22 protein-coding genes are annotated in these 22603 nt (G+C 62.7%); 15 read left to right on the top strand and 7 right to left on the bottom strand.

Features of this window, described 5'->3' with window-relative positions:
* Window positions 1–4: 4 nt before the first annotated feature.
* The 7 genes from sufC to V1273_RS16740 all read left to right on the top strand — a co-directional run bounded on the left by sufC (window position 5) and on the right by V1273_RS16740 (window position 5113).
* Complete coding sequence (sufC, locus tag V1273_RS16710) at window positions 5–757, top strand: Fe-S cluster assembly ATPase SufC (protein WP_334410273.1); 753 nt, start codon at window positions 5–7, stop codon at window positions 755–757.
* 17 nt (window positions 758–774) lie between these two features.
* Window positions 775–2100 (top strand): Fe-S cluster assembly protein SufD, encoded by a 1326-nt coding sequence (gene sufD / locus V1273_RS16715; RefSeq protein WP_334410274.1) that lies wholly within the window; start codon window positions 775–777, stop codon window positions 2098–2100.
* Entirely contained in the window at window positions 2097–3344 is a 1248-nt protein-coding gene (locus V1273_RS16720) for a cysteine desulfurase (RefSeq protein ID WP_213288637.1), read from the top strand. The genes sufD and V1273_RS16720 overlap by 4 nt, the downstream gene beginning before the upstream one ends.
* Window positions 3341–3712 carry an SUF system Fe-S cluster assembly protein gene (locus V1273_RS16725; RefSeq protein WP_028346267.1) on the top strand — a complete coding sequence of 124 codons (372 nt, stop codon included), beginning with the start codon at window positions 3341–3343 and terminating at the stop codon, window positions 3710–3712. The genes V1273_RS16720 and V1273_RS16725 overlap by 4 nt, the downstream gene beginning before the upstream one ends.
* Window positions 3713–3721: 9 nt before the next feature.
* Window positions 3722–4135, top strand: coding sequence for a VOC family protein (locus V1273_RS16730; protein ID WP_334368760.1), 414 nt, complete (start codon window positions 3722–3724; stop codon window positions 4133–4135).
* A 129-nt stretch (window positions 4136–4264) separates the two neighbouring features.
* Window positions 4265–4654: a HesB/IscA family protein gene (locus V1273_RS16735; protein ID WP_334368761.1), complete on the top strand. Its 390-nt coding sequence runs from the start codon at window positions 4265–4267 to the stop codon at window positions 4652–4654.
* A gap of 27 nt (window positions 4655–4681) precedes the next feature.
* A complete protein-coding gene (locus tag V1273_RS16740) occupies window positions 4682–5113 on the top strand; it encodes a TfoX/Sxy family protein (protein ID WP_334368762.1) in 432 nt (143 codons plus the stop codon).
* A gap of 7 nt (window positions 5114–5120) precedes the next feature.
* Here the strand turns inward: V1273_RS16740 and V1273_RS16745 are convergent, their stop codons facing one another.
* Window positions 5121–6188: a GGDEF domain-containing protein gene (locus tag V1273_RS16745; RefSeq protein ID WP_334410275.1), complete on the bottom strand. Its 1068-nt coding sequence runs from the start codon at window positions 6186–6188 to the stop codon at window positions 5121–5123.
* Window positions 6189–6315: 127 nt separating this feature from the next.
* Complete coding sequence (locus V1273_RS16750) at window positions 6316–7800, bottom strand: DEAD/DEAH box helicase (RefSeq protein ID WP_334410276.1); 1485 nt, start codon at window positions 7798–7800, stop codon at window positions 6316–6318.
* A gap of 385 nt (window positions 7801–8185) precedes the next feature.
* On the opposite strand from V1273_RS16750, the gene V1273_RS16755 reads away from it, so the two are divergent.
* Complete coding sequence (locus V1273_RS16755; RefSeq protein ID WP_334410277.1) at window positions 8186–9682, top strand: caspase family protein; 1497 nt, start codon at window positions 8186–8188, stop codon at window positions 9680–9682.
* A 76-nt stretch (window positions 9683–9758) separates the two neighbouring features.
* Here V1273_RS16755 and V1273_RS16760 read toward each other — a convergent pair whose 3' ends face one another.
* Window positions 9759–11003 carry an IS4 family transposase gene (locus V1273_RS16760; RefSeq protein WP_334368994.1) on the bottom strand — a complete coding sequence of 415 codons (1245 nt, stop codon included), beginning with the start codon at window positions 11001–11003 and terminating at the stop codon, window positions 9759–9761.
* 437 nt (window positions 11004–11440) lie between these two features.
* Between V1273_RS16760 and V1273_RS16765 the strand changes: the two genes are divergently transcribed.
* Together V1273_RS16765 and V1273_RS16770 are read left to right on the top strand one after the other, a co-directional pair.
* Window positions 11441–12697, top strand: a complete 1257-nt coding sequence (locus V1273_RS16765) for an FAD-dependent oxidoreductase (protein ID WP_334410278.1) — start codon at window positions 11441–11443, stop codon at window positions 12695–12697.
* Window positions 12698–12884: 187 nt separating this feature from the next.
* Window positions 12885–13673 carry an outer membrane protein gene (locus V1273_RS16770; RefSeq protein WP_334368769.1) on the top strand — a complete coding sequence of 263 codons (789 nt, stop codon included), beginning with the start codon at window positions 12885–12887 and terminating at the stop codon, window positions 13671–13673.
* A gap of 92 nt (window positions 13674–13765) precedes the next feature.
* Here V1273_RS16770 and V1273_RS16775 read toward each other — a convergent pair whose 3' ends face one another.
* Together V1273_RS16775 and V1273_RS16780 are read right to left on the bottom strand one after the other, a co-directional pair.
* Window positions 13766–14536 carry an SDR family NAD(P)-dependent oxidoreductase gene (locus tag V1273_RS16775; RefSeq protein ID WP_334410280.1) on the bottom strand — a complete coding sequence of 257 codons (771 nt, stop codon included), beginning with the start codon at window positions 14534–14536 and terminating at the stop codon, window positions 13766–13768.
* A gap of 155 nt (window positions 14537–14691) precedes the next feature.
* Window positions 14692–14877, bottom strand: a complete 186-nt coding sequence (locus V1273_RS16780) for a hypothetical protein (protein WP_334368771.1) — start codon at window positions 14875–14877, stop codon at window positions 14692–14694.
* Between the two features lie 177 nt (window positions 14878–15054).
* Between V1273_RS16780 and V1273_RS16785 the strand changes: the two genes are divergently transcribed.
* A complete protein-coding gene (locus V1273_RS16785) occupies window positions 15055–15423 on the top strand; it encodes a hypothetical protein (RefSeq protein WP_334410281.1) in 369 nt (122 codons plus the stop codon).
* A gap of 98 nt (window positions 15424–15521) precedes the next feature.
* Here the strand turns inward: V1273_RS16785 and V1273_RS16790 are convergent, their stop codons facing one another.
* The gene (locus V1273_RS16790; protein WP_334368773.1) at window positions 15522–16322 is read right to left on the bottom strand and encodes an outer membrane protein; all 801 of its coding nucleotides are present in this window, start codon (window positions 16320–16322) and stop codon (window positions 15522–15524) included.
* Window positions 16323–16548: 226 nt separating this feature from the next.
* Window positions 16549–18603 (bottom strand): DNA topoisomerase IV subunit B, encoded by a 2055-nt coding sequence (gene parE, locus V1273_RS16795; protein ID WP_334368774.1) that lies wholly within the window; start codon window positions 18601–18603, stop codon window positions 16549–16551.
* Window positions 18604–18973: 370 nt separating this feature from the next.
* Here parE and V1273_RS16800 point away from each other — a divergent pair, with 370 nt between their 5' ends.
* The 4 genes from V1273_RS16800 to argC all read left to right on the top strand — a co-directional run bounded on the left by V1273_RS16800 (window position 18974) and on the right by argC (window position 22593).
* On the top strand, window positions 18974–19504 hold the full coding sequence (locus tag V1273_RS16800) for a DedA family protein (RefSeq protein WP_334368775.1): 531 nt from the start codon (window positions 18974–18976) through the stop codon (window positions 19502–19504).
* Between the two features lie 192 nt (window positions 19505–19696).
* Window positions 19697–20686, top strand: coding sequence for an MBL fold metallo-hydrolase (locus V1273_RS16805; protein ID WP_334410282.1), 990 nt, complete (start codon window positions 19697–19699; stop codon window positions 20684–20686).
* 243 nt (window positions 20687–20929) lie between these two features.
* Window positions 20930–21616 (top strand): FMN-binding negative transcriptional regulator, encoded by a 687-nt coding sequence (locus V1273_RS16810; RefSeq protein WP_334368778.1) that lies wholly within the window; start codon window positions 20930–20932, stop codon window positions 21614–21616.
* Entirely contained in the window at window positions 21613–22593 is a 981-nt protein-coding gene (argC, locus tag V1273_RS16815; RefSeq protein WP_334368779.1) for an N-acetyl-gamma-glutamyl-phosphate reductase, read from the top strand. The genes V1273_RS16810 and argC overlap by 4 nt, the downstream gene beginning before the upstream one ends.
* Window positions 22594–22603 lie beyond the last annotated feature (10 nt).

The raw sequence follows: 22603 nt of genomic DNA on the forward strand, positions 1-22603 counted from the left end.
CGACATGTCATTGCTTGAAGTGAAAGACCTGAAGGTTCGTGTCGAGGATAACGAAATTCTCCACGGGCTGACGCTGACCGTGAACCCGGGCGAAGTCCACGCGATCATGGGACCGAACGGCTCCGGCAAATCCACGCTGTCGCACGTCATCGCCGGCAAGCCGGGTTACGAAGTCACGGATGGACAAATCCTGTTCCGGGGTGAGGACCTCCTGGAGATGGAGCCGGACGAGCGCGCCGCCAAGGGCGTGTTCCTGGCGTTCCAGTATCCGGTTGAAATCCCTGGTGTCACCACCTGGAATTTTCTGCACACGGCATTGAACGCGCAGCGCAAAGCTCGCGGCCAAAGCCAGCTTACCTCTCCGGAGTTTCTCAAGAAGGTTCGCGAGGTCGCAAAGTCGCTCAACATCCCGCAGGACATGCTCAAGCGCGGCGTCAATGTCGGCTTCTCCGGCGGCGAGAAGAAGCGCAACGAGATCTTGCAGATGGCGCTGTTCGAGCCGGCCGTCTGTATCCTCGACGAAATGGATTCCGGCCTCGACATCGACGCGCTCAGGATCGCGGCCGATGGCGTCAACGCGCTGCGTTCACCCGATCGCGCCATGGTGGTCATCACCCACTACCAGCGGCTGTTGAACTACATCATACCTGACTTCGTACACGTGATGTCGAGGGGCCGGGTCGTCAAAAGCGGCGGCAAGGATCTGGCGCTGGAGCTCGAAGCTTCCGGCTATACCCAGTTCGAAGACGCAGCCTGACGCAAAGCGGATTTGTGATGAACCTGGTTTTGGCAAAAAGCGAGACGGGACAGGCGCTGAGCGACAGCTTTGCGATCGCCCGCGACCGGTTGCCCGGCACCGGCAAGGTGGCCGAAGCGCGAAGTGCCGCCTTCGAGGCCTATGAGCGCGCAGGCCTGCCGCATCGCCGGATCGAGGACTGGAAGTACACCGATCTGCGGGCGCTGATGCGCGAAGTGCTGCCGCTGGCGCCTGCGCCAGATGCCGCTGCGCTGACGCGGGCCGCCTCCGCCGTCAAGCTGCAGGCCATCAAGTGCGCGCGCCGGCTGGTGCTAGTGGACGGCGTGTTCGCGCCAAAGCTTTCCGAACTCGGCGGCCTGGAGAAGGGCCTTACCGTTCGTCCCCTGCGGGATGTGCTGGAAGCCGGCGAGGCCGCGCTGCAGGCGCAACTGCTCACGACCGACAACACCAATCCGATGGTGGCGCTCAACAGCGCGATGATGACCGATGGCGTGGTGATCGAGATCGCCGATGGCCTCGTGCTGAAGCAGCCGCTGCAAATCATTCATGTCGCCAGCGGCACTGCGCCCGCGGCGATGTTTACGCGCTCGCTGCTGCGTCTCGGCAAGGATGCCGGCGTGACGCTGGTCGAGAGCTACATCGCAGCCGACGGTGCGACGACCTATCAGGCCCACGACTCGCTGATAACAGCGATCGGGGACAATTCGCGGCTCGATCATGTTCGACTGGTCGAGGACAGCCGCGAGGCCTTCAACATCTCCTCCGCCGTCATCACGCTCGGCGCCCACTCGCATTTCAACACTTTTGGCATAACCTCGGGCGCTGCCGTCAGCCGCTACCAGGCGACGATTGCGTTCGCGGGAGAACATTCCCGGGTCGAGACCAACGGCGTCAACCTGCTCAACGGCCGCCAGCACGCCGACACCACGCTGCTCATGGACCACGCGGTGCCGCACTGCGCCAGCCGCGAGGTGTTCCGCGCCGTGGTCGACGACCGTGGCCATTCGGTGTTCCAGGGCCGCATCATCGTGCGTCCCGATGCCCAGAAGACCGACGCCAAGATGATGACGCGGGCACTGCTTTTGTCCGACGACGCCGAGGCCGACAACAAGCCGGAGCTCGAGATCTTCGCCGATGACGTTACCTGTGGCCATGGCGCCACGACCGGCGCGCTCGACGAGAGCCTGCTGTTCTACTTGCGCGCCCGCGGCCTCTCCGAGAAGGAGGCCCAGGCGCTGCTGATCCAGGCCTTTGTTGGTGAGGCCATCGAATCCATCGTCAACGACGATCTGCGCGAGCTCGCAATCGCCGCCGCGCAACGTTGGCTGGAGGCACGGGCATGACCCAGCATCCGGCGGTCAAGAATGGCGCCTATGACGTGGCCCGCGTGCGGGAGGATTTCCCTGCGCTGGCGATGAAGGTCTATGGCAAGCCGCTGGTCTACTTCGACAACGCCGCCTCCGCGCAGAAGCCGACCGCCGTGCTCGATCGCATGACGGAAGCCTACAGAAGCGAATACGCCAACGTACATCGCGGTCTGCATTATCTTGCCAATGCCGCGACGGAGGCTTACGAGGGCGGCCGCGCGAAGGTGGCGAAATTCATTAACGCAGGGCGTAGTGAAGAAATTATCTTCACCCGCAATGTCACGGAGGCCATCAATCTGGTGGCATCTTCCTGGGGCGAGCCCAACATCAAGCAGGGCGACGAGATCGTGCTCTCGATAATGGAGCACCACTCCAACATTGTGCCCTGGCACTTTTTGCGCGAGCGCCATGGCGCCGTGATCAAATGGGCGCCGGTCGACGACGACGGCAATTTCCTGATCGAGGAGTTCGAGAAGCTGCTGACACCGCGCACCAAGCTCGTCGCCATCACTCAGATGTCGAACGCGCTTGGCACCTTCGTCCCGGTCAAGGAAGTCGTGAAGCTCGCTCATGACCGCGGCATTCTGGTGCTGGTCGACGGCGCGCAAGGCGCTGTGCATTTGCCGATCGACGTGCAGGACCTCGATTGCGATTTCTATGCCTTCACCGGCCACAAGATCTATGGTCCGACCGGGATTGGCGCGCTGTACGCCAAGCATGAGCACCTGGTCGCGATGCGGCCCTATAATGGCGGCGGCGAGATGATCCGCGAGGTGGCAAAGGACTGGGTCACCTATGGCGATCCGCCGCACAAGTTCGAAGCCGGGACGCCGCCGATCGTCGAGGCGATCGGGCTGGGCGCTGCGATCGATTACGTCAACTCGATCGGCAAGGAGCGCATCGCCGCCCACGAGCACGATCTTTTGAACTACGCCCAGGAGCGGCTGCGCGAAATCAATTCGCTGCGCCTGATCGGCACCGCGCGCGGCAAGGGGCCGGTGATCTCCTTCGAGATGAAGGGCGCCCATCCCCACGACGTCGCAACCGTGATTGACCGGCAGGGAATCGCGGTGCGCGCCGGCACCCACTGCGTGATGCCGCTTTTAGAGCGGTTCAATGTCACAGCCACCTGCCGGGCGTCGTTCGGGATGTATAATACCCGGGAAGAAGTCGACCATCTGGCACAGGCGCTGATCAAGGCGCAGGATTTGTTCGCATGAGTGATACGGCCGAAGTCAAAACCGCCAACATGGAAACCAATTCGGCGCTGCCGCCGGAGGAGACCGAGCGGCTGGGCACCGAAATCGTTGCCGCGCTGAAGACGGTGTTTGACCCGGAAATTCCGGCTGACATCTACGAACTCGGCCTGATCTACAAGGTCGACCTCAAGGACGACCGCAGCGTCGATGTGACGATGACGCTGACTACGCCGAACTGTCCGGCCGCCGGCGAACTGCCGACCATGGTGGAGAACGCGATCGCCAGCGTCCCGGGCGTCGGCGTCGTCAATGTCAATCTGGTGTGGGATCCGGCCTGGACGCCGGATCGGATGTCCGACGAGGCGCGCCTCGTCCTCAACATGTGGTGAAGGGACCTATTGCCCAAGCTATCCGGCGTCATCGAGACTGCACTCTACGTCGATGACCTCGACCGCGCCCGCGCGTTCTACGAGGAGGTGCTGGGTCTGGAAGCGCTGACGGCGGATCCGCGGTTCGTTGCTTTCGATGTCGGTGGACGAAACGTGCTGCTGCTGTTTCGCCGCGGCTCGGCGCCTGAGACGATCCAACTCCCCGGCGGCACCATTCCGCCGCATGATGGCAGCGGCCCCGTTCATATGGCCTTTGCCATTCCGGCGGCTGAGCTGCCGGTGTGGGAAGAGGCACTCGACAAGCACGATGTCGCGATCGAAGGCAGGACGGACTGGCCGCGCGGCGGGAAGAGCATCTACTTCCGCGACCCGGACAGCCATTTGCTGGAACTGGCGACACCGGGAATTTGGGCGATTTACTAGAATGCTTGCGGCTGGTTTCGACGGGTTCTGAGTGAGTTCATGACGAGGGGCCTTCACAGCGGGATTTTCGTTGTTATTTTAATGCCATGATAGCTCGTCGCCACGATGCGACGCCGGAGATCGACTGCAATGGATACCACCGTACAGTCTTCCAAGCCGAAGCCGCGGCCGCGCCCGCAGGTGATGAAATTGACCGAGGCGGCGGCTGCGCGGATCACGGAACTGACCAAACGCGCCGATTCCGAGATCGTGGGCTTGCGCGTTGGCATCAAAAACGGCGGCTGCGCCGGGCAATCCTATACGGTGGAATACGCCCACGAGATCCGCCCGACCGACGAAGTGGTCGAGGACAGGGGCGTGAAGATTCTGGTCGATCCCAAGGCGGTCCTGTTCCTGCTCGGCACTGAGATGGACTACAAGGCCGACAAGCTCCAGGCGCAGTTCATCTTCAACAACCCGAATCAGGTTTCCGCCTGTGGCTGCGGCGAGTCGGTGCAACTGACGCCGGCGAAGGGTTAACGACCGCATCGCCGGGGGCGGTGAGCCATGGATCGCGATTTCCTGATCGACCTGTTTGCCGATTTCGGGCCGGTCACCATCCGCCGGATGTTTTCAGGTTTCGGCATTTCCGCCGACGGTACCAATTTCGCGCTCGCGCTGCGGGCGGGACTCTATCTTCGTGCCGACGAGCAAACGATCCCGCAATTCCAGGCCGAGGGATCAACCCCATTTCAGTATCAGACGCGAGCCAAGACCGTCACGGTGAATTCGTATTGGCAATTGCCGGCCCGTCTGTTCGACGATTCCGAGGAACTGGCCGGATGGGCGAGGGCAGCGCTGGCCGCGGCGCAGCGCGCAGCCCTGCGCAAGCGACCGAAGGCGCGCAAGGTAGCGAAAGCGAAGGTGTCCGGGACGGCCGCGGGCAAGCCGGCTGCGAAGCGGAAGGCCACGGGCACGAGGAAGGCGCGGGGCAAATAGCTGGCGCCTAGGCGACCTGGCTGCGGGTCTCGGCGGCGTATTCGGGGTCGACTTCGCAGACCACGCGGTTGCGGCCGTTGCGCTTGGCGGCGTAGAGGCAGGCATCGGCGCGCTCGATCAGCGAATCGGTGTCGTCGTCCGGCTTCAGCATGGAGACGCCGACCGAGATGGTGACGCGGCCGAGAATTTCGCCGGTCGATTTCTTCTTCAATTCCTTGGCCATGACGGCGCGGCGGACGTGGTCGGCGACCGTCAGCGCCTGACGCAGCCCGGTATTCGGCAATACCACCGCGAACTCCTCGCCGCCATAGCGGGCGGTGATGTCCTGGCCCTTGATGGTTTGCTTCAGCGACATCGCTACCAGCCGCAGCACCTGATCGCCGGTCAGATGGCCGTAGGAATCGTTGAACGATTTGAAATGGTCGATGTCGAACATCATCAGCGACAGCGGTTCGCCGCTCGCCATGGCCGTTCGCACCGCCATCTCGATCGAGCGGTCGAAATATTTTCGGTTGCCCAATCCGGTCAGCGGATCGGTCAGGCTCTCGGCGCGGATCGCTTCGAGGCTGTGCTGCAGATTGCTGATCGCGGTCCTGGACAACGCCAGCCGATTCTCCAGCGCCTTGTTGGTCTCGCGCATCTCGCGCGTCGATTTCATCAGACCGTCGACGATCGCCTTGATCTGATCGCCGCTTTTGGCGTTCCTGAGTTTTTCGTTCGCGCCGCTCAGCTTGGCGTCATAGCTCTCCGACATCGCGAGCGCCGCGGTGATGAGGGTCATCACGTCGTCGATCTCGCCGATCACGCGCGCGCCGACCTTGTCGATGCGGTCGGAGGCCTTGATGTGCGAGAGATAGGTTTCGTAGATCTGTTCGAGATCGGACTCGCTCAGCTTGCCGTTGCGCGCCAGCGTCTCGTTGATGATCTTGTTGAGGGGAGCATTGTATCCGGTCGCGTAGACGTACCAGATTTCATAGTTGCGTGGGACGGCGGTCTGCCTGAGGGATTTGATCTGGCCCAACGCGACTTCGGCAAACGCCATCGTGCGTTCGTGCTCGTCCAGCAGCTTGACCACTGATCCGTCCCCAATAGCGAGCAGCGCCGGTCGTTGCCGTGCAGCAATGATTAAAATTATCGCCGCAGGTTAACGGAGGAGGATGAACGGCCGGTAAACAGTTCCGGCCGCAGGAAATCGACACTTGTCAGACGCGGGCGCGAATGGGCCGCAACAGGAATGCAGGAAGGTGCGAGTGATCGGCAGGCTCCGATTCGACCTCGCGGTGAGCACGCCGCGGTTCGGGTCGCCCGATCGAGGGCACGCGCGACGGCTGCGCAGGGGCGGGCGGCGAGAAGGCGGCGGCCTCTGGCTGCGGCCTCGCACTGCGGCCCGTGCCCTTGGCCTGCCGCGGTTCACGATCGGCGCTCTTGTCGCGGCGCTTATCAGAATCCCTGGCGTGTCGCGGCTCGCGTTCGCGCCGCGGCTTGCGCCCGCCACGCGAGCCTTCCCGCGCGCGATGCTCGCGCGGCTGATCGGTTTCCTCGGACGAGTCCGAATGTACGGCGTAGTCACCTTCGGCGGGGGGAATGGTTTGCCCGATCAGTCGTTCGATTGCAGCGATCGATTTACTGTCGAGCGGCGTCACGATCGAGATCGCGGTGCCGGCGCGGCCGGCGCGTCCGGTGCGGCCAATGCGGTGCACGTAGTCGTCGGCGTGATGCGGCACGTCGAAATTGAAGACGTGGCTGACGGCGGGAATGTCGAGGCCGCGGGCAGCGACATCGGAGGCCACCAGCAGCGGAATATCGCCCTTGCGGAATTGATCGAGCGCCGCCGTGCGCGCCGACTGGTCCATGTCGCCATGCAGGGCGCCGACGCTGAAGCCATGCTTCTGCAGCGATTTGTGAACGACAGCGACTTCGCGCTTGCGATTGCAGAAGATGATCGCGTTGTTGAGGTCCTTGGCGTCGCGCAACAGGCGGCGAAGAAGCTCGCGCTTCTCGTGCGGCTCACGGCCGCCGTTGACCTTGAACTGCGACACGCCGGTCGCCGTGGTTGCCGGGCGCGAGACTTCAATTCGTTCAGGATTGTGCAGGAAGGTTTCGCTGATGCGGCTGATTTCCGGCGGCATCGTCGCGGTGAAGAACAGGGTCTGGCGCGTGAACGGCACCAGCTTGCAGATGCGTTCGATATCGGGGATGAAGCCCATGTCCAGCATGCGGTCGGCTTCGTCGATGACCAGCAGTTCAACGCCGGTGAGCAGGAGGCCGCCGCGCTCGGTGTGGTCGAGCAGCCGGCCCGGAGTTGCGATCAGGACGTCGACGCCACGGGTCAGCTTGGAATCCTGGTCGCCGAACGAGACGCCGCCGATCAAAAGCGCGACGTTGAGTTTCTGGCCAGCGCCATACTTGTCGAAATTCTCTTTCACCTGTGCCGCAAGTTCGCGGGTCGGTTCAAGGATCAGGGTGCGGGGCATCCGTGCCCTGGCGCGGCCCTTTTCCAGCAAAGTGAGCATGGGTAGGACGAAGGCGGCGGTCTTGCCGGTGCCGGTCTGGGCGATGCCGAGGACGTCGCGGCGGGCCAGAACGTGGGGGATCGCCTGTTCCTGGATGGGAGTAGGGGTGGTGTAACCGGTAGCCGCAACTGCGGCGAGGACCTTATCGGAAAGACCGAGATGGGAAAAAGACATTGAGCCTCTAGTCGACACCGCCGTTCGGAATCGAAGGTAAAAAGGCTGTCGCGTTTTGCCCCGAAACGGCGCGCTTTTGAAAAGCTGGGGGCTCTGACTTACGCAGACGAGCGGCTAACCTAGGGAATCGCGTTTCGATCCAAGGCCGCGTTGAGCGCGAACATAGGGTCGAAATGGCCAAAGTCAATCTGGGAACTGACCATATAGCGAAAAAGCTTAATGTTTTCGCACAAATAACGGCCAAAACCGTCATTTGGCCGTCAAACCGAGCCGCTGTATTCCTATCAACCGGAGCCGTTGAACCGTGGGCATCGGGATGCCGACTATGGCATGAAGCGGCTTTGCACGGCCTAAACCAGGACCATTCGTGCGCTGGGGGATTTCGATGAAGCGTTGGCTTTCCAGATTGCTCGCGGTGACGACCCTTGCAGCTTGCATGGCGGCCCTCACCGTCCCCGCGCAGGCGGAAAAGCGTGTCGCGCTAGTGGTCGGCAACAACGACTACCGGAACGTGCCCAAGCTGCAGAAGGCGGTCAACGACGCCCGCACCATGGGCGATACGCTCAAGCAGCTCGGCTTCACGGTGATGGTGGCGGAAAACCAGAACCGGCAGGCGTTCAGCCAGACGTTGCTGGCCTTCGACAAGGCGGTCGACGCCGGCGACACCTCGTTCTTCTTCTATGCCGGCCACGGTTTTGAAATAGCGGGCCAGAATTTCCTGCTGCCGACTGACGTGCCGGCGGCGACCGAAGGCCAGGAAGAACTCGTGCGCGATGCCTCGATCCTCGCCGACCGCATCATCGAGCGGATGCAGAACCGCAAGGTGCGCACTGCCATCCTGGTGTTCGATGCCTGCCGCAACAATCCGTTCGAGCGCGCCGGTACGCGTGCGGTTGCCGGCGGCGGCGGTCTCGCGCCGATGACGCAATTGCCGGAAGGCGTGTTCTCGATCTTCTCGGCCGGGCCGCGACAGACCGCGCTCGACCGGCTTTCCAATGACGACGCCAATCCCAATTCGGTGTTCACGCGAACCTTCGCGAAGGAATTGACGCAGCCCGGCGTCAATCTCGTGCAGGTCGCGCAACGCACGCGGCGCGCGGTCAGCGAACTGGCAGAGACCGTCCGCCACAAGCAGATCCCGGTTTACTTCGACCAGATGGTCGACGACGTTTTTCTGAATGGTTTGGCGAAGGCCCAGCCTGAGGCGACGAAGCCCGCCGAGCCGCTGCAAAAGCTTGCAGCTTTGCCTCCGGTACAGCGCCTACAGCCGCAGAACGATTCCGTCAACGCGCCGATCGCGATGTTCTCGCGCCACAATGGCGGCTGGACCGTGGTGTTCTCGATCGCCGATCCGACGCTCGGTATTTCCTGGCGGATCGGCGACAGCGGCGATTTCCGCGAGACCGGCTTCATGGATACGCTCGATCCGCGGACCCGCAAGCGGATGCCCAACCCGTCGGTCGAACTGCCGGCCGATGCTTCGGCGGCCATCATCCAGGTGCGCTATGTCGACACCAATGGCGAGTTGCAGGGGCCGTTCCCGATCCGGTTCGATCCCGAGGCTGCGCTGATCCGCGACCAGCGCAAGATTCTCGATATGACCGCGACGAGCTGGCTGTCGTTCCGCGAGTACAACGGGCTTCTGGTCTACTATACGCACTTGATGTCGTACCGCTGCGCGATCCGCGAAGTGCGCGTCGGCATCGACAGCGCGGTGCCCGACAAGGTGCTGAAAATGCCGCCTTGCAACACTCGCGATCCCAGCGTCATTCCACACGATGCGCAGCCCTATTTGAAGCTTGCGCCGGCGACCAGATCGGTTTCGGTGGAATTGACCTATCGCGACGGCAGCGTCTCCGAGATCAAGAGTTTTAGGCGGTAGCGGACGCGGCCTCGATTGCATCACGGGCACCTCGGAGCAGCTCTCCTCCGTCGTCCCTGCGTTCGCACTAGGGCATCTACACGCTTGCCGGGCCATATACGAGGAGTTGGAAGCGAGCCATTCCCATGTGGAAGGTGATTGGTCCAGGTGGGCGATGAGAGGCGTAACCGGTCCATCCGCCGAGCTTTGCGATGATCCATGCCGCCCAGGCGACAGTGTTGGGGCGATGGTGGTTCTTCTGGAGCTCGGTGCGGCCTTTCAGGGTTTTGTTAATGGCCTTGAGCGCTTCGATCTCGTCCGGCGTGAACACAAATTCGACCTGCAATTGTTCGCCGCCATTGCGGGCTTGAACGAGCTGGATGACGATACATGCTACTCTGGTGGCGATCGCCACGAGTTTGATCAGGCCTTCAGCGCTGTCGAGCTGACTATCCTCGATGCGCAGACCCTGGCTCTTCAGCGAGCGAAAGAGCTGTTCGATGATCCAGCGCTGCTTGTACCAGGAGACGATCCGCCAGGCATCGGCGGCGGTGACGACCGGATGAGTGGTCAGGAGCAACCAATGAATGGGCTTGGCGCTCTTCGGGGGGTGCAACTCGACGACCTCCACGAAGCTGACTTTGACGCCCTGTGGCAGGTCTTTCACGCCGGGGCGCTGCGGTCGTTTGAGCACAACGGTTCCCAGGCGCATGGAGAGGTGGGCCTGGCGACCGTGGCGATCCATTCGCTTTGGTAGATCGATCACCGCCTTGTCGCAGAAGCGGGCCCGCGCGACCGCCTGATAAAGCGTGCCGCCATCGACCAGCGCATGGTCGTGCATGGCGCGCGACAGGAGGTGGACATTGTCAGCGGGTGTCAGCGACCAGTGAGCAAAGAAATCCCCCTCGCGGTCGTTGACGACGGTGATCATACGAGCAGCGACCAGAACCTCGCAGCCTTGCTTAGCCGTCGTCACCCAGCGCGCCGATTCCTTGTCGGCCAAGGCGCGCTTCTCGTGAGCGATCCTGGCCTTGCGCTTGCGCGTCCACACCTCACCGCCGGTGAGCCCGAGACAGACCCCGCTATCGGCATCGACCGCCATCATGGCATGCAGCAGCACGCCGCGAGCATTGCCTTTGCCGACCTTGCCCAAGTCGCGCCGATGTCCCGGACGAGTGTGGAAGTTGATCTCGCTGGTGTCCTGGATCGACAGCACATGACGCCCGCTGACCGCCATCGACGTCTGCAGGCTCCAGCCTTCAATCAGCTTGTCGATCGTGACTTGCGGATTGTTCACAAACCGCCAGAACGCCATGTTCGCGGCCCAGTTGCCCTGCGCCATCTGGCGCAAACAGACACTGCGCGTGCAAAGCATAGCCCGGAGAAGCGCCGCCCCCTTTTATCGAGGCGAACGTCTCCAAACTTACCCAGGGACAAATCCGGTTCCTGCTGCATCTCTGGCGCTCCTTCGAATCAAAGCGCCAGAGAGAGAATCATACAAAACGCTGCGGCGAACGCACATCATGCCGCCCCGAGTCAATCTGTCGCGTCCCCAAGACGTGTAGATGCCCTAGTGCGAACGCAGGGACCCATAACCACAAATGTACGTTGTTTGAAGGAAGCCGTTATCGATCCAGCACGACAACGACGGCCGCGGCGTATGGGTCCCTGCGTTCGCAGGGACGACGGGGTGGATGTGGTTCAGTTTTCGACAAGCCAAACATCCGCGCAATGGCTTTCGCGCCGCATATTGCATTGCCGATGCCTGGCAGATGACCGATGCTGCCTCGTCGGGCAAACCGGCGACAGGAGCGAGCGGTGAAAGTACGTTGCTGTATCGTCGGCGGCGGGCCGGCCGGCATGATGCTCGGATATCTGCTGGGCCGCGCCGGCATCGACGTCGTGGTGCTGGAGAAGCACGCCGACTTCTTTCGCGATTTTCGCGGCGACACCGTGCATCCCTCGACGCTGCAGGTGATGGACGAACTCGGGCTGATCGACGGCTTCCTGAAACTGCCGCACCAGCGCTTGCAGAAGATGCAAGGCATGTTCGGCGGCGAAACGGTGCGGCTCGCCGACCTGAGCAGGCTTGGCGTCAAATATCCCTTCATCGCCTTCATGCCGCAGTGGGACTTTCTCAATTTCCTGCGCGAAAGCGGCAAGCGGTTCGGCTCGCTCAAGGTAATGATGTCGACGGAAGCGATCGATCTCATTCGAGACAGCGAGCGCGTCATGGGCGTGAAGGCGAAGACGCCGGATGGCATCATCGACATCGCGGCGGACCTGACCGTTGCCTGCGACGGGCGCCATTCGCTGGTGCGCGAACGCGCTGGCCTTGAGGTCGAGGAAATCGGCGCGCCGATGGATGTCTTGTGGTTTCGCGCCGGCAAGCGGGAGAACGAAAGCGAGAGCCTGTTTGCGCGGGTCGATCCCGGCAGGATGATGGTGACCTTCGACCGCGGCAACTATTGGCAATGCGCATTCGTCATTCCCAAAGGACAATACGACGCGGTCAAGGCGAGGGGACTGCCCGCGCTGCTCGACGACATCGCGCGCATGGCGCCGGTCCTGAGACCGGGATTTGCCGAGGTGAAGAGCTGGGACGACGTGAAGCTGTTGACGGTTGCGGTCAACCGGCTGAAGCGCTGGACGCGGCCGGGGCTGTTGTGCATCGGCGACGCCGCGCATGCGATGTCGCCGATCGGCGGCGTCGGCGTCAACCTCGCGGTTCAGGATGCGGTGGCGACGGCGAATCTGCTGGCGCCGAAGCTGGTAAGCGGCTGCCCGTCCGAAGACGAACTCGACGCGGTGCGCCGGCGGCGCGAATTTCCGGTGAAGATGACGCAGCGGATGCAGGTCGTCGTGCAGAACAACATCGTGAACGCTGCGCTGAAGCCGGGCAACCAGCCGCTGAAGGTCCCGTTGGTCATGCGGCTGGTCACCGCGGTGCCCTGGCTGCAGGGCGTCACGGCGCGGTTTGTGGGCTTAGGCGTGCGCCCAGAGCATGTGCATTCGCCACGCAGCGCCGGCAATTGAGCTGGGGCCCCTGCCGAAACAACCCGAAGGTTGTGTTTTGGTATCCTCAACCGGAGATAACATTGCGCGCAACTGTAGCAATCGGGTGACAGCCAAGGGGCTGGAATCTGGGTAATTTAGGTCATGATTTCGATTTGATGCTCACCCGCTGCTCATCCGCGCAGTGCTCACTAAAGGGGCAAATGCAATGAAGAAACTGGTACTCGCTGCTTCCATCCTTGCCGCCGGCGCGGTGAGCGCGTTCGCCGCAGACATGCCGGCGCGCATCGCGAAGGCGCCCGTGGTGCCCCCGGTCGTTACCTATGACTGGTCCGGCATCTATGTCGGCGGCGCGGTTGGCGGCGCCTGGCACGACACCGCCGGAAACTTCTTCAATGCTCCGCCCTTCCTCTGGGGCACTGGCAACAGCGACACCGCTTTGATTTACGGCGGCTTTGCCGGAATCCAGAAGCAGTGGGGCAATTTCGTCCTCGGTATCGAAGGCGGCTACAACGCCCTCGACAACGGCTTTAACACCACCAGCAGCGCTGGCGTGATCGGTGAGCGCTGCGGGATAGGTGCTGGTTTTTCCTGCCAAAGCCGCATCAACGACATCTGGTACATCGGTGGGCGGGTCGGTTATGCCTGGGACCGCTTCATGGTGTATGGCCAGGGCGGCTACGCGCAGGCTGACATCGACACCCAGATCCTCGTCAACGGAACCGGCATTACGACGGACCATGCCGGTGCTTCGCATGGCGGTTGGTATGCCGGCGTTGGTTTCGAATACGCGGTTCTCGACAACCTGATCCTCGGCGTCGACTACAAGCACTACGAATTCGACAGCAAGCAGCACAATTGTAACCTGGCGTTGGTCACCTGCACACTTGGGGGGGTGACCTTCCGCAACGTCGATGCGGATGTCGACGCTGTGATGGCTAGGTTGAGCTACAAGTTCAATCCGTGGCCGACCGGGCCGGTCGTCGCCAGGTACTGATCCAAGTACTGAAATCCAGAGACGATGGAAAAGCCCCGGCCTTGGCCGGGGCTTTTTTCGTGCAGGCGGAGAATCCGGCAAGCCGTCTTTGGCTACCCCATGATTGAATATCCGCCATCAATTGGAATCGCCGTGCCCGTGACGAAATCCGACGCTGCCGAGGATAGAAATACCGCGATGCCCGCAAAGTCGTCTATCCCGCCCCAGCGCGCCGCCGGCGTGCGCGCCAGCACCCGCTCATGCAGGCCGTCGATCTCCTGGCGGGCGCGCTTGGTGAGATCAGTGTCGATCCAGCCCGGCAGCACGGCGTTGGCCTGGATGTTGTCGGCTGCCCAGGCACAAGCGCAGGAGCGGGTGAACTGCACGATGCCGCCCTTGCTCGCGGCATAGGCCGGCGTGAAGCTGGCGCCGAAGATCGACATCATCGAGCCGATATTGATGATCTTGCCGCCGCCGGCCGCTTTCATCGCCGGATAGACCGCCTGCGAGCACAGGAAGGCGCTGGTGAGGTTGGTTTGGATCACGCTGTTCCACTCGGAGATATCGAGCGCATGCGGCGGCTTGCGAATGTTGATGCCGGCGTTGTTGACGAGAATATCGATGCGGCCGAGATCGCGGACGACGCGCTCGGTCATCGCCGCGACCGCTGCCTTGTCGGTGACATCAGCCGCCACCGCAATCGCCTTGGCGCCGCCTTGCGCAAGTTCCGCGACCGCATCGGCCGACTTGGCTTCGTTGCGGCCCACCACGGCGATCGCCGCGCCGGCCTCCGCGAGGCCCCGGGCCATGCCGAGCCCGATGCCGCCATTGCCGCCGGTGACGATGGCTACCTTGCCGGTGAGGTCGAAGAGTTTTGTGGTCATTGTTGTCGTCCGTTTACTTTTGGTTTTCGTAGGGTGGGCTAAGGCGCGCTTCGCGCCGTGCCCACCATTTTCAGAGCGAGTGAAGGATGGTGGGCACGCTTCCGCCTTCGCTCGTTGAGCTACGGCGGACAAGTCGCTTTGCCCACCCTACGAATCTAGCGGTTGCCTTGCCAGATCAGGATCAGGCCGACGGCGACGAGCACCGCGCCATATCCGGCCCATTGCAGCTGGTTGATCATGAAGCTCGATGATGGCCAAGGGATCGCGCCGGTGCCCTGGCCGATCCACAACAGGCCGATCGCAAGCGCCAGAAAGCCGATGATTGAAAGGGATCTGGCCATGGCTTCCTCCCTCCTACCGCCTGGCGCGGGGACGCGGTGCGGCATTCTCTTCGGTTGTCTTTGGGCCGCTGCAGGAAACCATTGCCGGCGGCGGCCGTAGCTTCCGATCGAATAGAAAGCCGGCCGGCTTCGCAAGGCCTGAAGTTGCGGCATCGCCAAGGATCATCAAGGATCATCATGAGCTGCCGAATGATCTGTCTAGCGCTCGCGTTGATTCTGGTTGCCATTGGCGCCTATGTGTCGTGGCCGCGGAAAGCTGATTTGCGGGCTTTCGATCCGCCTGAAATCGCGCGGCTCGAGACGGTGATGTGGCGCGACTATTACGACAAACGCTATCCCGCGCTGTTCTACCATCTCTACGAGCTGTCGCGGACGCAGTTCGGCTTCTCGCCGCTCGATAGTTTCCGGATCGCCTTGGCGGCGGCTAGGGCCGCGAAAGCCCTTCCAGCCGACGCGCTCCCGCGAGGCCGCCAACGCCGCGCTGCCCGCGCTCGTGACCTACTACCGTTTGCTCGCGTCCGCCACGCCCGAAGGCTTCAATGTTGAGGAAGCGGCGCGTCTCGAGCTCGATTGGTGCGGTTGCTCACAGACGCAAAAAAGCCCCGGACGATGCCGGGGCTTTTGAGCTGCCGAGTTGGCAGAGATCAGTACCTGGCGGCGACCGGAGCGCCGCCCCAGTTGAAGCGGTAGACCAGCGAGGTGCTGATGGTCTGCACCCAAGGCTTGAAGGTAACCGAATTGCCGGTGATTCCGCCGCCGAAGGCAGGCGTGAACGTCTCCGGGAGGGTAGCGCGGTCATAGAAAGCCGACCGATATTCGGTCTTCATGAACCAGCCTGGTGCGGAGATTCCGAAGATGTCCAGATTGTTCTCGACGCCGCCGCCGATGAACCAGCCGTTGCGGGTGAAGGAGGGGGTAGTAAACACCACCGGTCCGCCTGCCGCGCCCAATGTAGAATAGCTGGCTCCGGACCACTCCGAACCGGAGTAACCGCCGTTCACGTAAGACAGCACATTCGGCGCGACGAGATAACCCAGCCTCACGCCAGCCGCATAGCTGGTCCGAAGCTTTTCGCGTCCCTCGAAAGCGAAATCCGGTTCGTTGATGGAGCCACGGATGTCACCGAATTGTCCGTCACCGAAGATACCGGCCACCCACCTGCCACCGAACTGCCAATCGTAGCCGATACCGACCGTTCCGAACCACCCGCTTCCGCCCATCCTCTGGTCACGGCTGATCGCGACGCCGCCGGGGTTAGTCACCAGGTTGCTGTCGGCTGCCCACAGTCCGCCGCCAGCGCCGCCGAAAATGTAGAAGCCGGTCCAGTTATAAACGGGGGCGACCGGCGCCGGAGCCTTGGCATAGGGACGGGCCCCGAGGTCAGCCGCAACGGCCGATCCAGTCATTGCCGCCACCGCGGTCAGAGCGAGCAGTACCTTTTTCATTTTCAAGTCCCTTACCCTAGGTGCGCCACCGCTCTAGAGGTGCGCGAGCGCCGATTCCCAAAATCCAGTAGCGTGACTATACGCAGTTCCGGCCAAATTGCTGTTGCGGGGGAAGCACACTGGGCCGAAAAGGAACGGCTGGCAAAAGCTCGAAATACGGGCAGGTTTCGCCAGTTACCGGCCAGAATGGCCGGAAATTGCTCGAAAATCGCCTGTTTTCGATGAATCAGACGTCCAGCAGCTCGTCGCTGGCGAATTCCGCCTTGTCGGAAATGAAGGCGAATCTGGCCTCGGCCTTGGTTCCCATCAGCCGCTCGACGGAATCAGCCGTGCCTTCGCGGTCGTCGGCCAGCAGCACCACGCGGAGCAGGGTGCGCTTGGCCGGGTCCATGGTAGTTTCCTTGAGCTGCGCCGGCATCATTTCGCCGAGGCCTTTGAAGCGGTTCACCTCGACCTTGGCATTGGCGTTGAACTCGCTCTTCAGCAGCGCTTCCTTATGTGCATCGTTGCGGGCATAGACCGACTTGCTACCGTGGGTGAGCTTATAGAGCGGCGGCACCGCCAGATAGAGGTGGCCTTCGTCGATCAGTCGCGGCGTCTGGCGGTAGAAGAATGTGATCAGCAGTGAAGCGATGTGTGCGCCGTCAACGTCGGCGTCCGTCATGATGATGATGCGCGAATAGCGCAGATCCTCTTCGCGATAATGCGCGCCGGTGCCGCAGCCGATCGCCTGCATCAGGTCTGAGAGCTGCGCGTTCTGCATCAGCTTGTCCTTGCCGGCCGAGGCGACGTTGAGGATTTTTCCGCGCAGGGGAAGCACGGCCTGGGTCTTGCGGTCGCGCGCCTGTTTGGCGCTGCCGCCCGCCGAGTCACCCTCGACGATGAAGAGCTCGGAGCCTTCCTGAGCGCTGTTGGTGCAGTCGGAAAGCTTGCCGGGCAGTCGTAACTTCTTCACCGCCGTCTTGCGCGAGATCTCCTTCTCGGCACGACGGCGCAGCCGCTCGTCGGCGCGCTCGACGACGAAATCCAGGAGCTTGTTGGCCTGCAGCGGATTGCCCGACAGCCAGTGATCGAACGGGTCCTTGATCGCCTGTTCGACGATCTTCTGGGCTTCTGCCGTGGCGAGACGATCCTTGGTCTGGCCCTGGAATTCCGGCTCGCGCACGAACACGGACAGCATCACCGCAGCTCCCACCATGACGTCTTCCGACGTGACGGGCGCGGCACGCTTGCCCTGGCCGATACGTTCGGCATGATCTTTCAGGCCACGCAGCATCGCGCTGCGCATGCCGGATTCATGGGTGCCGCCGTCGGGCGTCGGCACGGTGTTGCAGTAGGAGGAGAGGAAGCCGTCGGCATCCGCGGTCCAGGCGACTGCCCATTCGCAGGCGCCATGAGCGCCGTTGCGCCCCGACTTGCCGGAGAAGATATCCGGGTGCACCAGCGTATCGGCGTGAATGGCGGCGCCGAGATAGTCCTTCAGGCCGCCGGGGAAGTGGAAACTGTCCTCGGCCGGCACGTCCTCGATGCCCTTCAACAGCGCGGGGTCGCAGCGCCAGCGGATCTCGACGCCGCCGAACAGATAGGCTTTCGAGCGTGTCATCTTGAACAGGCGCTGCGGCTTGAAGGCCGCCTTGGCGCCGAAGATGTCAGTGTCCGGCTTGAAGCGGATGCGGGTGCCGCGGCGGTTGTTGATCTTGCCGAGGTCCTCGAGCTTGCCCTTGGGATGGCCGCGCTCAAAACTCATCCGGTAGAGCTTTTGGCTGCGCGCGACTTCGACTTCGAGCCGCGAGGAGAGGGCATTGACGACGGAGACGCCGACGCCGTGCAGGCCGCCCGAGGTCTCGTAGACCTTGGAGTCGAACTTGCCGCCGGAATGCAGCGTGCACATGATGACTTCGAGCGCCGACTTCTTCGGAAACTTCGGATGGGGGTCGACCGGGATGCCGCGGCCGTTATCGGTGACGGTCAGAAAACCATCGGCGCTCAGTTCGACCTCGATGAAGGAGGCATGCCCTGCCAGCGCCTCGTCCATGGCATTGTCGATGACTTCGGCGAACAGGTGGTGCAGCGCCTTTTCGTCCGTGCCGCCGATGTACATGCCGGGGCGGCGGCGCACCGGTTCCAAGCCTTCCAGCACCTCGATATCGGCCGCGGTATAGCCGGCCTCGGCGCTGGTTCCGCGCGAGGCGGCCTTGGGCGCCGCGCGGCCCTTCGCCTCTGCCCCGAAGAGATCGTTGGCGGATTTTGATTTTGTAGCTGATTTCAATGGCTTGGACATGGCTCTTTAAGTGTTGCGCGCGATCTCGCGCGAGCGAATCGGTCTGCCTGACTATGCCACGGATGGCCTGAAAAGGTGACGGCGGGGCTGGCGCGATGCGCTACTTCCCTGCTGTTGCACCGGATGCAAGGCCGTACCAGTCTCGCGCGGCTCTGAACAGAGGACCGTAACGCCCTCGGCTATCACCTGGACAGAACAGGGTTTTTCGCGGCGTATTGATCGTGGCTCCGGCAAGCCGGCACGGTGCTATCACATCCCGTGCCAGCCCTTGTGACTTGAAGTCACGCAAGCGGCTGGCTTAGCTGTCGCATAGCCTTGAATCAGACCAAAGTTCAAGGGTGTGAACGGGGCGGGGGAAGGCATTCAAGACATGGAAGACTATGTGCGCGCCCTGGCTGATTTTGTGCGCGACAACCAGGCGTGGGCCGCACCGATCGTTCTGGTGCTGGCATTCGGCGAATCGCTTGCCTTCGTCTCGCTGCTGGTGCCGGCCTGGGGGGCGCTGGTTGCGATCGGCGCGCTGATCGGCGTCAGCGGCATCAACTTCTGGCCGGTCTGGCTCGCCGGCGGCCTCGGCGCGGCGCTCGGCGACTGGGTATCCTACTGGATCGGCTTCAAATACAAGGAGCACGTCGCAGAGATGTGGCCGCTGTCGCGCTATCCGGGAATCCTGCTGCGCGGCGAGGACTTCGTTAAGAAATGGGGCGTGCCTTCGATCTTCATCGGCCGCTTCTTCGGACCGCTGCGCGCCTCGGTGCCGCTCGCCGCCGGCATTTTCGAAATGTCATATTGGCCCTTTCAGATCGCCAACTTTGTCTCGGCCCTGGTCTGGTCGGCCGCTCTGCTGCTGGTAGGCGACGTCATGGGGAAGATCGCCGAATGGCTTTGGCGGGTGGTTTAGGAGCGAACGGAATAAGCGGATGACGGGGGTGTTAGCCCCAACGTAAGTAGACAAGAGCAACTTCGCATTGCCGTCGTGTCGTCGCGCTATCGCAGGAGTGCTGATAGGTTCAGCGGCAACCGACCAAGGACACGCATCAAAGCGGGTGAATCCCGCCCTCGTATCCATCATCTCACCGGGGAGAACATCACTATGGAACTGACACGTCGTCACGCACTCACTGGCGCCGCGGCGCTCGCCGCCACACCGCTATTGCCGCAGGCGCCGGCCAGGGCGGCCGCCCAGGTGGCGGACAAGCAGGCGCCGAGCTTCTATCGCTACAAGGTGGGCGATGCCCAGGTGACGGCCATCTCTGACGGCGTCAACAATTTCGCGCTGCCCGACACGTTCGTGCTCAACGCCAAGAAGGACGAAGTGAACGCGGCGCTCGAAAAGGCCTTCATGCCGAAGGACAAGATGTCGATCCAGTTCGCGCCGCTGGTCATCAATACCGGTGGCAAGCTCGTGGTGGTTGATACCGGTAACGGCGCCGCTGCGTTTGCATCGAGCAAGGGCAATGTTGGCCAGTTCGGCGCCAACATGGTTGCCGCGGGCTTCGACCCCAAGGCGGTCGACATCGTCGTGATCTCGCACTTCCACGGTGACCACATCAACGGTCTCCTGACCGCGGAGAACGCGCCGACGTTTCCCAATGCCGAGGTGCTGGTGCCGGCGGCCGAATGGAAATACTTCATGGACGACGGCGAGATGAGCCGTGCGCCGGAAGGGCGGATGCAGACCGTGTTCAAGAACGCCCGCCGCGTGCTCGAGGCGGGGCTCAAAAAGAAGGTGACGCCCTATGAGTGGGGCAAGGAAGTAGCTCCCGGACTGACGGCGGTGGAAACCATCGGCCACACGCCAGGCCACACCTCCTATGTTCTCGCATCCGGCTCCGACAAGGTGTTCATCCAATCTGATGTCACCAACCTGCCGGCGCTGTTCGTCACCAATCCGGGCTGGCACCTGATGTTCGACCAGGATCCGGCATTGGCGGAAAAGACCCGCCGCCGGGTCTACGACATGCTGGTCGCCGACAAGATGCGGGTCCAGGGCTTCCATTATCCGTTCCCGGCCAACGGCTTCGTCGAGAAGGACGGCAGCGGCTACCGGCTGATCCCGGCGCCGTGGAATCCGGTGATCTGACACCAGACCCTGCCGGAATGGCAGTCATAACTTGACGCCAGTCGGGCGCGGCCTTATAGCCGCGCCCATGACTTACGCTTCGACCATCTCCAACGCTCGCCGCCGCCGCGCCATCGTCGCGGTATGGGCGGACGTCTGCGTTTGAGATTGTCGCCTCTGCCGCCGGATCGGGTCCCGCGGCTTCTCCCTTTTCCAGAAAACGCGGTCTGAACTGGCGGCTCCTACATCAAGCAGGAGTTTGAGATGTATACGCCTCCACCGTTCAAGTCCGACCGCGCCGCGAGCCTCGCGTTCGCGGAAGCGCGCGGCTTTGGTCTGGCCTGCGCGTGGGATGGCAATAAGCCGGTCGCGTCGTCGCTGCCATTCTATCTAACCTCGGCCAATGACGGCACGCCGCGCGCGGCGTTTCACGTCGCCCGTCACAATCCGCTGGTAAAGCTCGCGAGCGGAACGACGTCCTGGCTGCTGGCCGTCAGTGGCGCGGACGCCTATGTATCGCCGGACTGGTACGTCTCACCGGACCAGGTACCGACTTGGCTCTATCAGGCGGTGCACCTGACCGGCCCGGTGCGGATGATGTCCGACGGCGAACTCGCCGCGCAGATCGAGGCGCTGAGCGCCAAGTTCGAGGCGCGGCTGTTGCCGAAGAAGCCATGGTTGTCGTCGAAGATGACGGCGGGTCGGCTGGAGGCGATGAAGAAAGCGATCGTGGGCCTAGAGATGACGGTTGAAGAGGTCGAGGGCAGCTTCAAGCTGAACCAGCACAAATCCGAGACCGACTATGCAGCGGTTGCGGGGTCGCTGGCCTCGCAGGCCGACGCCGGCGCCAAGCAGATCGCGCATTTGATGAGAGAGGCGCGGCCCAACGTGTTTGCAAACCAAGGGGCCTTTGCCGACGAAACCAATCAGCTCGAAAGGACCGTGCCATGACCATCACCGATAGCCACGAGCCCAAGGCCGTGGGCGCCGCGACCAAGCCCGCCGTGTTCGTTGATGGTGCGTCCGGAACGACGGGACTCGGCATTCAGGAGCGCCTTCGGCAGCAGAACGACGTCGTCGTGAAAAGCATTGCCAAGGACAAGCGCAAGGATTCCGGCGCCAAGCGAGCGCTGATGGAGGAGGTCGATCTTGTCATCCTTTGCCTGCCTGACGATGCGGCGAAAGAGACGGTCGCCCTGATCGACAGCATGGGCGCTTCGGCGCCCAAGGTGCTCGACGCCTCGACGGCGTTCCGGGTCGCCGGCGACTGGACCTATGGCTTTCCGGAGCTCGCGCCTGACCAGGCCGACAAGATCCGCGCTGCTCGGAAGGTTTCCAATCCGGGCTGCTACCCGACCGGCGGCATTGCGCTACTGCGACCGCTGGTCGATGCCGGCCTGTTGGCGCCGGACTATCCCGTCACCATCAACGCGGTCAGCGGCTATTCGGGTGGCGGCAAGTCGATGATCGCAAGTTTTGAGGACGGCAGCGCGCCGTCGTTCGAACTCTACGGCCTCGGCTTTGAGCACAAGCATCTGCCGGAGACGCAGCTTTACTCAAAGCTGACGCGGCGGCCGATCTTCGTGCCGTCGGTCGGCAATTTCCGGCAGGGCATGCTGGTCTCGGTGCCGCTGCATCTCGACACACTGAATGGCAGACCCAGCGGCGCTGACCTGCACGCCGCGCTGGCGAAGCGCTATGCCGGCAGCACCTATGTCTCGGTCATGCCGCTGGAGAATGCGGCAACCAAGGCTGGGCGGCTGGAGCCGGAAGCGCTCAACGAAACCAACAAGCTCGAGCTTTACGTCTTTGCCAGCGACAAGCATCGGCAAGCCGTCTTGGTCGCGCGGCTCGACAATCTCGGCAAGGGCGCGTCGGGCGCAGCGGTGCAGAACCTGCGGCTGATGCTGGGCTTGGTGGACAAATAACAGGAACGCG

It is taken from the genome of Bradyrhizobium sp. AZCC 1721, assembly GCF_036924715.1.
Lineage (GTDB): Bacteria > Pseudomonadota > Alphaproteobacteria > Rhizobiales > Xanthobacteraceae > Bradyrhizobium.

What these genes read in the sequence shown, in the direction of transcription:
- sufC (WP_334410273.1), top strand. Translation starts at nt 5, where the DNA reads ATGTCATTGCTTGAAGTGAAAGACCTGAAGGTTCGTGTCGAGGATAAC.
- sufD (WP_334410274.1), top strand. Translation starts at nt 775, where the DNA reads ATGAACCTGGTTTTGGCAAAAAGCGAGACGGGACAGGCGCTGAGCGAC.
- V1273_RS16720 (WP_213288637.1), top strand. Translation starts at nt 2,097, where the DNA reads ATGACCCAGCATCCGGCGGTCAAGAATGGCGCCTATGACGTGGCCCGC.
- V1273_RS16725 (WP_028346267.1), top strand. Translation starts at nt 3,341, where the DNA reads ATGAGTGATACGGCCGAAGTCAAAACCGCCAACATGGAAACCAATTCG.
- V1273_RS16735 (WP_334368761.1), top strand. Translation starts at nt 4,265, where the DNA reads ATGGATACCACCGTACAGTCTTCCAAGCCGAAGCCGCGGCCGCGCCCG.
- V1273_RS16740 (WP_334368762.1), top strand. Translation starts at nt 4,682, where the DNA reads ATGGATCGCGATTTCCTGATCGACCTGTTTGCCGATTTCGGGCCGGTC.
- V1273_RS16750 (WP_334410276.1), bottom strand. Translation starts at nt 7,800, where the DNA reads ATGTCTTTTTCCCATCTCGGTCTTTCCGATAAGGTCCTCGCCGCAGTT.
- V1273_RS16755 (WP_334410277.1), top strand. Translation starts at nt 8,186, where the DNA reads ATGAAGCGTTGGCTTTCCAGATTGCTCGCGGTGACGACCCTTGCAGCT.
- V1273_RS16760 (WP_334368994.1), bottom strand. Translation starts at nt 11,003, where the DNA reads ATGGCGCAGGGCAACTGGGCCGCGAACATGGCGTTCTGGCGGTTTGTG.
- V1273_RS16765 (WP_334410278.1), top strand. Translation starts at nt 11,441, where the DNA reads ATGCTGCCTCGTCGGGCAAACCGGCGACAGGAGCGAGCGGTGAAAGTA.
- V1273_RS16770 (WP_334368769.1), top strand. Translation starts at nt 12,885, where the DNA reads ATGAAGAAACTGGTACTCGCTGCTTCCATCCTTGCCGCCGGCGCGGTG.
- V1273_RS16775 (WP_334410280.1), bottom strand. Translation starts at nt 14,536, where the DNA reads ATGACCACAAAACTCTTCGACCTCACCGGCAAGGTAGCCATCGTCACC.
- V1273_RS16780 (WP_334368771.1), bottom strand. Translation starts at nt 14,877, where the DNA reads ATGGCCAGATCCCTTTCAATCATCGGCTTTCTGGCGCTTGCGATCGGC.
- V1273_RS16785 (WP_334410281.1), top strand. Translation starts at nt 15,055, where the DNA reads ATGAGCTGCCGAATGATCTGTCTAGCGCTCGCGTTGATTCTGGTTGCC.
- V1273_RS16790 (WP_334368773.1), bottom strand. Translation starts at nt 16,322, where the DNA reads ATGAAAAAGGTACTGCTCGCTCTGACCGCGGTGGCGGCAATGACTGGA.
- parE (WP_334368774.1), bottom strand. Translation starts at nt 18,603, where the DNA reads ATGTCCAAGCCATTGAAATCAGCTACAAAATCAAAATCCGCCAACGAT.
- V1273_RS16800 (WP_334368775.1), top strand. Translation starts at nt 18,974, where the DNA reads ATGGAAGACTATGTGCGCGCCCTGGCTGATTTTGTGCGCGACAACCAG.
- V1273_RS16805 (WP_334410282.1), top strand. Translation starts at nt 19,697, where the DNA reads ATGGAACTGACACGTCGTCACGCACTCACTGGCGCCGCGGCGCTCGCC.
- V1273_RS16810 (WP_334368778.1), top strand. Translation starts at nt 20,930, where the DNA reads ATGTATACGCCTCCACCGTTCAAGTCCGACCGCGCCGCGAGCCTCGCG.
- argC (WP_334368779.1), top strand. Translation starts at nt 21,613, where the DNA reads ATGACCATCACCGATAGCCACGAGCCCAAGGCCGTGGGCGCCGCGACC.